This window comes from Ruegeria sp. L12, from assembly GCF_056531745.1.
On record NZ_JBQFMH010000016.1, the window covers coordinates 51,514 to 62,668 of the forward strand.

At 53.9% G+C, this 11,155-nt stretch carries 13 protein-coding genes and 2 pseudogenes; 8 read left to right on the forward strand and 7 right to left on the reverse strand.

The window, feature by feature from the left end; genetic code table 11:
• Positions 1-23: 23 nt before the first annotated feature.
• Positions 24-935 (forward strand): LysR family transcriptional regulator, encoded by a 912-nt coding sequence (locus tag ACR0K9_RS18865; RefSeq protein ID WP_480486503.1) that lies wholly within the window; start codon positions 24-26, stop codon positions 933-935.
• Here ACR0K9_RS18865 and ACR0K9_RS18870 read toward each other — a convergent pair.
• Positions 932-2,473, reverse strand: a complete 1,542-nt coding sequence (locus tag ACR0K9_RS18870) for a M81 family metallopeptidase (protein ID WP_480825485.1) — start codon at positions 2,471-2,473, stop codon at positions 932-934. The genes ACR0K9_RS18865 and ACR0K9_RS18870 overlap by 4 nt on opposite strands.
• A 217-nt stretch (positions 2,474-2,690) precedes the next feature.
• Between ACR0K9_RS18870 and ACR0K9_RS18875 the strand changes: the two genes are divergently transcribed.
• Positions 2,691-3,125, forward strand: coding sequence for an RES family NAD+ phosphorylase (locus ACR0K9_RS18875; RefSeq protein WP_480536249.1), 435 nt, complete (start codon positions 2,691-2,693; stop codon positions 3,123-3,125).
• Positions 3,126-3,515: 390 nt separating this feature from the next.
• Here ACR0K9_RS18875 and ACR0K9_RS18880 read toward each other — a convergent pair whose 3' ends face one another.
• Positions 3,516-4,328, reverse strand: coding sequence for a DEAD/DEAH box helicase family protein (locus ACR0K9_RS18880; protein WP_480825487.1), 813 nt, complete (start codon positions 4,326-4,328; stop codon positions 3,516-3,518).
• Positions 4,329-4,516: 188 nt separating this feature from the next.
• Entirely contained in the window at positions 4,517-5,215 is a 699-nt protein-coding gene (locus ACR0K9_RS18885; protein ID WP_480825489.1) for a hypothetical protein, read from the reverse strand.
• 370 nt (positions 5,216-5,585) lie between these two features.
• On the opposite strand from ACR0K9_RS18885, the gene ACR0K9_RS18890 reads away from it, so the two are divergent.
• Positions 5,586-5,984 carry a nuclear transport factor 2 family protein gene (locus ACR0K9_RS18890; protein WP_480825491.1) on the forward strand — a complete coding sequence of 133 codons (399 nt, stop codon included), beginning with the start codon at positions 5,586-5,588 and terminating at the stop codon, positions 5,982-5,984.
• A gap of 213 nt (positions 5,985-6,197) precedes the next feature.
• Here the strand turns inward: ACR0K9_RS18890 and ACR0K9_RS18895 are convergent, their stop codons facing one another.
• Positions 6,198-6,683: a hypothetical protein gene (locus ACR0K9_RS18895; RefSeq protein ID WP_480825493.1), complete on the reverse strand. Its 486-nt coding sequence runs from the start codon at positions 6,681-6,683 to the stop codon at positions 6,198-6,200.
• A 71-nt stretch (positions 6,684-6,754) separates the two neighbouring features.
• Between ACR0K9_RS18895 and ACR0K9_RS18900 the strand changes: the two genes are divergently transcribed.
• Together ACR0K9_RS18900 and ACR0K9_RS18905 are read left to right on the forward strand one after the other, a co-directional pair.
• Positions 6,755-7,228 (forward strand): DUF6714 family protein, encoded by a 474-nt coding sequence (locus ACR0K9_RS18900; protein ID WP_480825495.1) that lies wholly within the window; start codon positions 6,755-6,757, stop codon positions 7,226-7,228.
• Between the two features lie 20 nt (positions 7,229-7,248).
• Entirely contained in the window at positions 7,249-7,554 is a 306-nt protein-coding gene (locus tag ACR0K9_RS18905; protein ID WP_480825497.1) for a hypothetical protein, read from the forward strand.
• A 207-nt stretch (positions 7,555-7,761) separates the two neighbouring features.
• On the opposite strand, the gene ACR0K9_RS18910 is transcribed toward ACR0K9_RS18905, so the two are convergent.
• Positions 7,762-8,649 carry a LysR family transcriptional regulator gene (locus ACR0K9_RS18910; protein WP_480825499.1) on the reverse strand — a complete coding sequence of 296 codons (888 nt, stop codon included), beginning with the start codon at positions 8,647-8,649 and terminating at the stop codon, positions 7,762-7,764.
• A gap of 97 nt (positions 8,650-8,746) precedes the next feature.
• Here ACR0K9_RS18910 and ACR0K9_RS18915 point away from each other — a divergent pair, with 97 nt between their 5' ends.
• Entirely contained in the window at positions 8,747-8,968 is a 222-nt protein-coding gene (locus tag ACR0K9_RS18915; RefSeq protein ID WP_480825501.1) for a hypothetical protein, read from the forward strand.
• Positions 8,969-9,211: 243 nt separating this feature from the next.
• The gene (locus ACR0K9_RS18920) at positions 9,212-9,454 is read left to right on the forward strand and encodes a nuclear transport factor 2 family protein (RefSeq protein WP_480825503.1); all 243 of its coding nucleotides are present in this window, start codon (positions 9,212-9,214) and stop codon (positions 9,452-9,454) included.
• On the opposite strand, the gene ACR0K9_RS18925 is transcribed toward ACR0K9_RS18920, so the two are convergent.
• Together ACR0K9_RS18925 and ACR0K9_RS18930 are read right to left on the reverse strand one after the other, a co-directional pair.
• On the reverse strand, positions 9,411-9,905 hold the full coding sequence (locus tag ACR0K9_RS18925) for a CpaF/VirB11 family protein (protein WP_480825505.1): 495 nt from the start codon (positions 9,903-9,905) through the stop codon (positions 9,411-9,413). The genes ACR0K9_RS18920 and ACR0K9_RS18925 overlap by 44 nt on opposite strands.
• 246 nt (positions 9,906-10,151) lie before the next feature.
• Positions 10,152-10,836, reverse strand: a pseudogene (locus tag ACR0K9_RS18930) (IS6 family transposase).
• An 82-nt stretch (positions 10,837-10,918) separates the two neighbouring features.
• Here ACR0K9_RS18930 and ACR0K9_RS18935 point away from each other — a divergent pair.
• Positions 10,919-11,155: pseudogene (locus ACR0K9_RS18935) on the forward strand (DDE-type integrase/transposase/recombinase); the annotation flags it as partial.

The following is an 11,155-nucleotide window of genomic DNA, read 5'->3' on the forward strand; positions in this document are numbered from 1 at the left end:
TCGTACCGGGGGAGTAATGTAGCATGACGGAACACAGACATAGACTGCGCGAGTTCGAGTCGCTAAGAGCCGTGATCACGACTGGGACAACCATCGGCGCCGCGCGGCGTCTCGGGATTTCGCAGTCTGCCGTGAGCCGGTCCTTATCACAACTCGAGGCCCGTGTTGGGCGAACGCTCTTTCTCCGGCGATCGGGACGTATCGACCCAACAGACGAAGCCTTGCGTCTCAACGAAAAACTGGACCCAATTTTCGAGACGCTGGCGGACATTGAGGGCGCAGAATGGGCTACTCCGGATAATGAGCCGTTACGCCTGATCGTGCCGCCGACTCTGGCACATCACTTTGTCATCTCCAGGGTGGCCAGTTTTCTCAAGAAGAATGAAGGAAAGCAGCTTCAATTGGATATTCAGGCCACGGACGTGCTGGTCGCCGGCATTCTCGACCTCCGCTATGATCTTGGTTTGACGAGTGCGATGATCCAACGAACGGGTGTTCATCTCATGCCTTGGCGCCGCAGTCAGGTGGTCTGCGCCATGCCGAGCAACCATCCGCTATCGGAAAAACGAGTGGTGACGCCGCACGACCTTGAAGGCGTCGCGCTGATCGAGTTTCTGCGAAGGCTGGGTACGCGAGCGATCACCGAAAAGATCTTTGCGCGCGCTGGAATTCGGCCGAAACAAGTCGCAGAAACGGCAACGAACATGGCCGCACTGGAGCTCGTCCGCGAGGGTTTGGGCGTGACGCTGATCAATCCCTTCCCGTTGTTGTCGTCAGGGATGGAAGGTGTCGTCGTCAGGCCATTTGACGCCGCCATTTTTTATGACACGAGCTTTGTACTTCCATCAGGAAGGCCACCTTCTCAGCTTGCCCGCCAGTTCATGCAATTTGTCAAGTTGACGACGCCGCAGGACAAATACTCAGAGCCCGTCTAGCGCAGCATCGTAGCCGACCACGAGGTGTCGACGTCCATCGGAAAGTTCGGTCGTGGCAAATTCGCAAACGGCCAGCGGTCGTGAACTGGCGACGTAAGCCCGCCCGTGTCGACCTCAAATACCTGGCTTGGCCCAAACCAGTTGGAAAACCCGGCCCGAAAGTGGCCTCGGGATTTCACAACAACAGTCCGGGCAGACGCAATATCCAGCCCGAACATATGAAAGAACACGGGGTCGGCAGTCTGTGTGCGATCGGTGATCACCACCACGGTGATACCACCAATACGAAGCGCAGCGGATGGCCCTAGGGCCAATCTCCGACCAGCCGTCATGCCCAGTTCACCTACCACATCTCCACTATGGAGACCCAAGACCTCTGCATCCGCCTCAAAAGGCACATCCCATTGCGCCCAGAAAGCGCTGGAGTCGGAAGACCGGTTGAATCGTGCCCTGAATTTGCCGCCGACACCGATGCCATGGGCTTCGTTCGCAAGTTCCGGATCACAAAAGGAACCGAATAGGCATTCTTCGACTTTTGCCGCATGAAGAGCGGCTAACAGTTCCGTCGTCCTGCCACTGCCGCCGCCACCAGGATTGTCACCGGCATCGGAGAAAATCACAGGTGTGCGCGCTTGGTCAGTGGAAATTGAGATCGCTTCCGTCACGGATGTCAGTTTCCGAACGAAATCCTTCCTCAATGACCAGGCCATGTCTGCCAATTCTTCCGCCAGTGCATTGGCCGCCTTCTGGTCCTCACGCGCGGTGACAACGATGCTCAGACCGTTGTCGGGCGTGTCGGAGAAAAGGAAATTACCGAAGATCGATACGTTTAGAATCTCACCTCGACCTTCGGCTTGTCGTCGCTGACCATGGTCGATCAGCGCGCCATACGGGTGCTCGGCACTTAGCAGGGTCACGGATGCCGGAACAAGAGGCAGTTTGACATGCGCGGTTTGGGGCCGGACGCCCGACGCCAAAACCCGGCGCAGCGAAAAGGCGGCTTCCTCGCCACGTTCTATCTGATCGACGTGAGGATTGGTCCGATAGCCGACGATCAGGTCACAGGCATTGACCATCCGTTGTGAGATATTTGCATGCAGATCGAGTGTCGCAATGACAGGTATGTCCGGTCCTACAACTCCCCGAATGCGTGACATCAACAAACCGTCGGGGTCGTGGTCATGCTCGGCAACCATCGCGCCATGGTTGCAGATGTAGACTGCGTCAACAGGGCCAGCTGAGCGCAGCATGTCTTCCGAAGTCGCTATGACCTCTTCGATTACAGATTTTCGTACTGGACCCGCCGGGTGGCTGGCTGCCAAGATACAGGGTACCGGCGTCCAGTCGCCCGTGGCATCCATCGCCCTGACAAAGGCTGCAAATTCTATTGCCAGCTTTGGTGTCGCGGATCTCGCTTCAGACATCAAAGCATCGCCTGAAAGCCATGTCAGAGACTTAAAGTCCGACAAATCAGCCGGCGGTGCAAAACGATTTGACTCGAGAATTGCGCCAAGGAGGGCGATCTTTGGAACCTTCATGCGAGAGGCCTTTGGAAATGCAACGCAATGCGAGGAAACATGAGTAGGTGATTTCAATCAAGGTATCATGCGTCTTCTCTTTTCTAGGAAAACCCCTGCCGCCCTGCGTCTTTCCTATAGCGCGACGCGCAAACGATCAGTGCCACCCGTTATGCTGACAGAAGTTTCCGGAGAATTCGTAAAAATTGTTTGGGCCGATGACCCAGACGTTCACCTCATGCGCGGCGCACCGGATCGCCCACCCGCCCGGTTCAATCGCCGGGGGCAGGACGCTTTGTATCTGAGCCCTGATGTCGAAAGCGCAAAAGTCGCTATTGGGCAGGACGTCAGGAAGGATGATCGCCCGCGGGTTGTGCTGACCTTCGAAGTGGAACGATGTGCGTTGTTCGATCTGCGCAGCCCCGAAGCCGCAGATATCTATGCGCTTGCCAGTCAACCCTGGCGCAAACTCGTAGCTGCCGGTAGGGATCCGTCCTCATGGTTCGCTGCTGATCGGATCAGAGCAGACGGGCATATCGGATTGATTGATCCCTCACGAAGGCGCCCGGGCCTTTGGCACATCACTCTTTTTCGATGGAACGAGGCGAGCGCACCTGGCGTATTTCGGCGTAGTGAAGTGAAACCGGTTACCGTCCTGCCGGACTATCGATGATTTTTTGCTTTGCTTTTTCCTGTCGCAGCGAATGGCGGCTTTGCGGATTGCGACCGCAGTAATGCTAAAGGCTGCTGAAATCCGTTAAGGGCCGTTTGTTGACGTTGAAGCTTGCGACCCGACTGTCTGGTTCGTCCGCGACCCGTAAGTTCCCTCCAAAAACTTCGCTGCGCCATGAACCAATGGCCGCTATCCCCGCCGCTTTGCAGCGTCGAAAACCGCGCAATTGCAGCGATTTTCGTGCTGCGAGCGCGCGCAGCATAAAAACACAATGACTGCCTTGGGCTCCAGAGTTGCCGTTCTCCGCAGCTTGCATGATTGGCTGGTTCGCAGCCCAGACCGGACTTTGCAGTCTTCGAGATGCCCTAATGAGCAGAATATTGCCTGAAACTAAACTTGATACCAGTTTTCGACGTCTCGGGCGGCTTCCTCGACTGTGAAAGCAGCCTCTACCTCTGCGATAGCACATTGTACTTCGTCCGGGCTTGCGCTGAGTTCCAAGATGTTGCCCTCAAGGTCATGGGCTGACCCGGCATCTGAATAAATCGTATCGACCGCAATTCTGACGGCGTTTCGGTGTTGCAGCAGGTGCTCAAAAAATCGGACATAGATCGTCTCCTCGTACGGAGAATGGATGTCAATCTCAGAGACAAAGCCCAATTCCGCAGCCTTGGCGCATGTCTGGCGCCAGGCCAGTTCCATTGTCGATGGAGGCGCATCTCTGGCCTCATCAGGATGTTTTGGGTTCGCAAACGTTGACCTTCGGATGGCTTCGAGATTGGCACGCAAGCTTTTTGTGGGTACAGGATAGATGAATGTGGTTTCCTCGGATGCTAAGGCTGGTTCAACCTGATCCGGCTGCGCCTGGATGAACTCGGAAAACCTGTTTCCGATTATAGGGACTTCACCGACAATCATGTCTGTGGGGTCGGTATTCTCTACCAGCCATCGCGCCAGGGCTCTCCGGCCCCACAATCCAGCTGCCCTTCGTATCAACGGATGAGTTCCATCTGAAACATCTGGATACCTCGCGAGTATATCTTCGGTTTGAAACGCCGCGAGCCCCGTATCCCAACGCATGATATGCACGCGACGTCCCAAGGAGATCGCAATGGATATTTGCTTGCGCAATAGGAATGACTTTCCAGATGCCGGTAATCCAGTGAAGAAAACCATGCGGCAACGACGTGCAGCGTCGGCCAAGTGTCTTCCAATCTCAGTGTCCGCAAAACTGTCGATAGAAATTGCGATTCTCCTAATTCGGTGTCGGCCACAGGCCGAAACGGCAATTGGGCTTTGCTGCCCAAAAACCGTTTTCAGAACGCGACCTTTAAAGCCAACCAGACAATATCAGGTGCAATGCGCGTGACACGCGCACCATTGCTGCCTGATCAGTCAGTTGCGAAGCAATAAAACAGGCCCGCCCCGCCAGAACGTGGCAGATGTTCCTCTCCGCAACCGCGCGAGCCGTGCGATGAGTTCCAGGACAACATGTTTCGAGCATCGTTGAGACCTACACGGTCATGGTGTCCGACAATCGCAGACCCGTCTTCACTATTCGAAGTCCAGTTGCTGCACGTCGTATCGCCACCTGCCGTCGAAAAGTGTCCTGCGGAATCGGAACCTGTCAGAATGTCATGTTTGTTCGGCTGACTGCCACGCCCGTTGACAGGGTTACCATTCTCGTCGAGCGCGGTTTGAAGATTGATATTCACACCGTCACTGTGCAGGTCTTCAACATTGTTGGCGATAAGCTCTCCATTGGCATTATACCAAGGGCCCGACCCGATCCGGTCGCGCGCAGAAATGCCATTGGTGATTGTCATCGGGTCGGTGCTGCGATCAATAGACATTGAGGTGCTCAGGTAAGCCGCAAAGGATTTGGAAGAACCGGCCGCAGAAGCAAGCGCATTGCAGTGAGCATCGGCGCCTTCTAGCCCGCCCAGATTGGCGCCGTCCCCCTTACCCACACTGGTTATGAAAAATGACATCTCCTCACTCGCCGATTGAGCCTGTGCAGCCATTGCGAAACAGCAGATTACGAGTGCAGCAACCCCATGGGCAGTTGTTCTATTAGTGAACTTCGACATGCGTGTCTCCCTTCGTGCTGAGTAATCACTGATGCTAGTCGTATGCTCTGATTGGGTCCACGGAATAGCGCTTACGATTTTGGGAACGTGGCAGTGAAGCGCGCGAGACATGTGCTGATGGAATATCGATTGGCTCAGACGTATGGCCGACGTTCGTCACCTCCGCAGAAAACAGAAATTTGGGTGCGTCCGACGCTGTCGCTGCGAGTTTTGCGAACGTCCGGTTCGGAGGAGTGCTCTTTCGCTGCGCTGGGATTGAACGCCTAAAATGCGGATAGCTATGACTTATTGCACATACGCGTCTAAGATACATCCAGGGTCTCACCCTCAAAGCCAAAAAGTGGCCATGTTCGAGAAAGGAGCAACCGAAATGTTGTTTGCTGATGCACTCGAGAAAGCTTCTTCGTATGCTGCTGCGTGGAGTTCCAACGATCCGGCACAGGTAGCAGCACATTTCGCGGAAGACGGGGCGGCTCGGCTCAATTCCGGCGCGGCGATACAAGGTCGGGAAGCAATTGCTTCGGATTACGCAGCCCCGTTCTTCCGCGATTTCCCTGGTTCTTCGGTGTTGCTGCATGATTTTCGTTTATCTGGGAACCACGCTCTCTTTACCGGTATGCTCGTCGGTCCCGGAAGGCGTGAAAATTCTCCTGTTCGCCTGTTGGGCTGGGAGGAGTGGACCCTCGACGACAATGGCTTGATACAGTTGTTGTTGGTTTGGTTCGACCGCGACGACCATGCCAGACAGGGCGGTAGCACTTTCTCATAGTAATATCGCCACGCAAAGCGGGTACTTTAGCATTTGAGAAGGCAGCAAAGCTGATGCTCAGCAAACGAAAACTCGTGTCCGTATTCGGTCTAACTATGCGGAATGCACTCGCAGCCAACTGTGACTGGTGCAGTACCTCCTACCAAATGCGTACCCAATTGCGATTGAAGTGAGATGGTAGGTGGGTTCCAATAGCATTCGTTGCCGAGGTGGTCACACAGTCTTCTGCATTTGCTGCGGTAGGCGCAAGTGTTTGGGTATATATTGTTCTTCGCAGGTGACGAGTTTTCCGACCCTTTCAAAGCGATACCCAGTAGCGTGGAAGCAAAAACGACCGCCGCTGCGATCATTCAGTCCGATGGTCGAGGCAAATTCGGAATAATCCATTCCGTGGATCCGAACCGGTTCTCTGGACCGGGTAATCCGGTCGATTGGCAGCGGTGTAATGGTCGAAATCGGAAACGAAAAGAAATCGGACAGATCGGAAACGCCCTCGAAACACAGATTGACCTGGCAAACGGAAAAACTGAATTGCCCGTTGTCTTGCCTGATCCACTCCTCAATGTGGTCGATATCGAGTATTAGTTCGCTCACCCAATCACCGTTGTCTGGATCAGGCGAAATCAATTTTAGGGCATAAATGGAATTGTCGTGGAATTCATGACTGACGTCCTGAAAGAGCCTCTGTCCGTTATCCATCGCAATCACTCGAATCCGAATTGTTGCTGATACACTCGATCTCAGGGTTTCAGCCAGTTTAATATGGCACCATGCCAAAGGTAACGACAACAACGGAAGCTCTTGCAACCCAGATCATTGCTGCATTTGACGGCCTAGATCCACCTGCTGCTGATGAACTTCTTCACCCCGAATGTATGGATGACGTGGATATTCTTGAATTCTACGGCGGGGTCAAATGGCATGAGATGACCGATCAAATGATCGTTTACGGTTACGCTGCCCCCACTGCCTTCAGCGCCAAGGCATTTCAGTACTACTTGCCCGCATATCTGATTTGGACGCTGCTAAATTCAGACAGCCCGGAATATGCCAGTGAAAGCATCCTACTTGCACTCGACCCTGGCACATCGAAAGAAATGCTGCACGAGTTCAGGAAGTCCAAGTTCACCCAATTGACGCCTGCACAGACGGAGGCCGTGTCGAGGTTTCTGTACCACTTCAGCGACCATCCTAATCTTGGTGAATTTGCACAAGCCGCATTGATTAACTACTGGATAGAATAAGGCATGTGGTTACCGGCTTGATGATGTTTACGTATTTGATGTGGCTCTTCGCAGCGCTTTTTGTCGTAACCGGTTTGCCGTTGGCATTGACTGAGGATGAGCAATGGCAACGGCTATGGGGGGGATCCAGTGCGCTGTCTCTTGGCCTTTTTGCGATATCGATGGCAGCAGATGGTTTGCTTAGAGGCCAGATAAGAATTCACTTTTCGATTATCCGCCGCTCCAGCCAACCGTGTTTGTTCTTAAGCGCTATCGCATTGGTGTTCGCAGCCGGCGCCGGAGTCATCATTGCTGCTATCTGGGCGATTTTCATTAAAGATCAGTAAATTTTACCCAGCGCAGCGAGACTTCAGAACTAATGTGCCAAATTTGGCTGAGCGATTACGACCGTCGTTTGGACTGGTGCCTACTCTTTCGCTGTCGGCGAGTCGAAGACTACATTGAGCATTTCGTCCAAGATTCCGAAGACTTTTCCACCGCTGTTACGCGCAAGAGAGCTTGCCCGCGTGCCCTCAGTCCTTTTGCCTTAACCATTACTTGTAGATTGCCGCGTAGCGAGGTGCGAAGAACTTAACGAATGCTCTAACCTCTGGCCGACGATAGGCTTCGGGCGAAATGAGCATTAGGTGCGGCACCGCAAGTTCGGGGATTTCGTCGAAGCATCGGACAAAGGACATGTCTGTTTCAACCAGCTTGACATTGCTGATTCCAAGACCTTGTCCTGATCTAATCGCCGCGTGCATTAGCTCCAGTTCGGTAAAAGACATGACGATCTGTTCCGGTGCCACGTGATCGGTAAGCCATTCGTGGAATACATTCGGTACATCGTCCCGCTGAAAGGTAACAAACCGATGCCCGGCCAGATCATTCGTTGAGCTAGGTAAGCCAAATTTGTCCGCGTAATTTCTGCTGCCGAACAAGGACCAGCGCGCCGTGCTGATCTTCCGGCAGATCAGATCAGGATCAGGATCGGTTCTTGCAAGGCGCAAAGCAATGTCGGCCTCCCCAGCCATTAGGTCCAGTGCCCGAACGCTGGACAAAAACTCGAATGCGACATCCTGATTGCTGGCGGAAAACTCATTTACGATTTCGATCATGCGTGAGGAGAAGTTTGCCGAATAAGCGGTGATACGGATGGGTTGTGTCGACGTCAATTCTTTCGCGCAATCGGCAAATTCGAGGGCTGAAGCCTCGATTGCTTCTGCGAGGGGAACGAGGCGAAGGGCTTCTGGGGTCGGTTTGAACCCGTGCGTACCGCGCTCAAACAGCGTCAAGCCTGTTTCTCTTTCGAGAACATCAATGCGTCGGGCAACCGTTGGTTGGGAGACCTGCAGCTTTCTGGAGGCCGCAAGCGTCGACCCTTCTCTGAAGACAGAGAGGAACACACGAATATCCGACCAGTTTTGGAACCCGTTCTTCATTTTTGTAGAACAGCACAATTTTGCGCCGGATACCAGACGAACGGGTGAACAGTTACTCTTGTTGCGACAGCGCAAGTAACTCGGAAAGGACCACGAGATGGCTTCTCATACAATGTCACCCAGTATCTGGACCGTATTTGGTGGACTGTTCGGTTGGACCAAAAGAGCCTTCCCCGACACCCGAAAACTGCGGCCTACAGCCAACGATCTTTATTCGGAACGCGACTATATAAACGAGGTGATCTGGAGTAATCCGGACGCGTTTTCGAGTGAACTGGACGTGCAGAACATGATTAATCTGTATCCGGGAAGGTTTTGAAGACACTTGGTGACAATCGGCCAATTAAGGCAATGAGATCACATCCAAGGCAGTTGCGAGCTGTAAGTGACAGCTACGTAACCGCTTAGTGGCCTTCTCCGCTATACGTCGTCGGCAATGATCGCTCTGTCGATACCACCACCGACGGGGCGGGTATTGGTCCAGACCTGCGGACTCCGAGGCCAGCCCCAATCGTGATAGCATGAGCGCCAGAAAAGCCACGCTGAAAAAAGGAGCCTTTCAATGTCGGCCGAGAAGCAACTTGAAGACCTGAAGGCAAGCTGGGCAGCGCTTGCGGAAGGAGACATGGACAAGCTTGCCGGGTTCTACGCGGAAGAGATGATTTTCGTGCTGCCCGGACAGGAGGATGAGCTGCAAGGCCGCACAGCATTCAGGGCTGCGCTGGACGGCAATGGAGAGGCTCTGCCGCCCGGCTTCGACATTAAGGATCTACGCTACTGCCCCGGTGACAATCTGCCTGCATGACCATCAACGCCAAACGAGAAAGCGCAGATTCTGGCGAGGCCGCATGCAAGGTCGAGATCCCACCCGGGTGGCCCGAATTGATGGCGGACAGGAAATCATAGGCTTCGGCGCCACGCAGTTCTCCCATGATAATCCGTTCCGGCCGGAATCGCAGGCAGGCTTTCAATAGATCACTGCTCGATGCGTTCTTGTTGACCACGAGAGACACGACGTTGGGCTGGCTGGGCCGAATTTCCAGCACATCCTCAATGGTCATAATCCGCTCTGAATGGCAGACTTCGCCAAGACAGGCGCGCAACCATGTCGTTTTGCCGGAGGATGTTCCGCCCGACAAAAGGATGTTCCATTTGGCCTTGACCGCCGCCCGCAGGAAATCGCCAAATCCTTTGTTCTCATAGGCGTCGAACACAGCCTCGTCGGCCGGATCAACGCAAGATTTCAGGTCGGCCATGCTGGCGTCCAGGTCCGGCAAGGCCTGCAACAGATCATCGAGCGACAGTTGCTTTGCCACGGCCCGGCGCAATGCAAAGGCAACACCGTCCTCAACCGCGGGTTTGACCGCGACCTGGGCCCGCCACAGAGAACCGTCGATTTCAAACTGCGACCCGGCCAGCGGTGTTTTGCTGGAAATAGGATTACCGCCGGTTCTGTCGCAAACTTTTTGGATGGCTAAGCATCATAGAAATTGTTGGGCAGTTTAGCCTGCCAGTTCGGAGAATTGCTGAAACGGACGGAGTTCGGGCGTGAATTGACCTTTGCAGGATCATGTTAACCAATTCTATGCCTGCCAGGACAGATGCGGCTGATGCGAAAGATTTGAAACCGAGCATGGGCCTGATCCGTCGTTTGATGAATCGATGGTCTTGTTCGATGATATTATTGAGATACTTCCGCCTAACCAATTCAATCGGTATTGGGCAACCAAAGCCTTTCAGCATCTTGTTTATGGCTTTGATGCCGGCAGTGTTGGCCCCGCTTTTGTCGATAACGATTTTACGCGGCAGCTCGTTGGCTTCGAGCGCGCGGGCAAAAAACTTCGTTGCCGCAGCTTTGTTTCTGCGCTTGGCAAGCATGAAATCAAGCGTTTTGCCGAACTTGTCGATCGCCCGATAGAGATACTCCCATTCGCCCTTCACTTTCACATAAGTCTCATCCATGCGCCAAGAATGATCCGCAGCACGCTTTCGATATCGCGCGGCTTCAGCCACAAGCACGGCATATTTACCTACCCAGCGGTTCAGCGTCGCATGGTCTAGGTCAACACCACGTTCGGCCATGATTTCTTCCAGATCCCGGTATGAAACACTGTAGCGCAAGTAGAAGAAGACCGCGTGTAAGATCACGTCCTTTGGAAAATGCGCGCCTTTGAATGAAATCGTCACGGTTTGCCCCTGTCTTATCCGAGCGCGCGTTATCAAAACCGCAGTCGGAATGACAGTTGGGAGCAAAATTTGCGACTGAACCGGCGCAATCGCTGAAGCCGCGCGTCGTCGGAAGGGACTGTGCCACCGCTCCTGGAGAATGGACGAGACTTACATAAAGATAAAAGGCAACTGGGTCTATCTCTATCGAGCTGTCGACAAGCACGGCAAGACGCTTGATTTCATGCTTTCGCAGCGTCGAAACAAGCCCGCGGCCACCAAGTTCTTCGCGCGAATGCTGGAGGTCAACGGCCTACCGAGAAAGATTGTCATCGACAAA

Excerpts from the sequence above, each read along its gene's own strand:
- ACR0K9_RS18865 (WP_480486503.1), top strand. The coding sequence starts at position 24 with ATGACGGAACACAGACATAGACTGCGCGAGTTCGAGTCGCTAAGAGCC.
- ACR0K9_RS18870 (WP_480825485.1), bottom strand. The coding sequence starts at position 2,473 with ATGAAGGTTCCAAAGATCGCCCTCCTTGGCGCAATTCTCGAGTCAAAT.
- ACR0K9_RS18875 (WP_480536249.1), top strand. The coding sequence starts at position 2,691 with ATGCGCGGCGCACCGGATCGCCCACCCGCCCGGTTCAATCGCCGGGGG.
- ACR0K9_RS18885 (WP_480825489.1), bottom strand. The coding sequence starts at position 5,215 with ATGTCGAAGTTCACTAATAGAACAACTGCCCATGGGGTTGCTGCACTC.
- ACR0K9_RS18890 (WP_480825491.1), top strand. The coding sequence starts at position 5,586 with ATGTTGTTTGCTGATGCACTCGAGAAAGCTTCTTCGTATGCTGCTGCG.
- ACR0K9_RS18895 (WP_480825493.1), bottom strand. The coding sequence starts at position 6,683 with ATGGATAACGGACAGAGGCTCTTTCAGGACGTCAGTCATGAATTCCAC.
- ACR0K9_RS18900 (WP_480825495.1), top strand. The coding sequence starts at position 6,755 with ATGCCAAAGGTAACGACAACAACGGAAGCTCTTGCAACCCAGATCATT.
- ACR0K9_RS18905 (WP_480825497.1), top strand. The coding sequence starts at position 7,249 with ATGATGTTTACGTATTTGATGTGGCTCTTCGCAGCGCTTTTTGTCGTA.
- ACR0K9_RS18910 (WP_480825499.1), bottom strand. The coding sequence starts at position 8,649 with ATGAAGAACGGGTTCCAAAACTGGTCGGATATTCGTGTGTTCCTCTCT.
- ACR0K9_RS18915 (WP_480825501.1), top strand. The coding sequence starts at position 8,747 with ATGGCTTCTCATACAATGTCACCCAGTATCTGGACCGTATTTGGTGGA.
- ACR0K9_RS18920 (WP_480825503.1), top strand. The coding sequence starts at position 9,212 with ATGTCGGCCGAGAAGCAACTTGAAGACCTGAAGGCAAGCTGGGCAGCG.
- ACR0K9_RS18925 (WP_480825505.1), bottom strand. The coding sequence starts at position 9,905 with ATGGCCGACCTGAAATCTTGCGTTGATCCGGCCGACGAGGCTGTGTTC.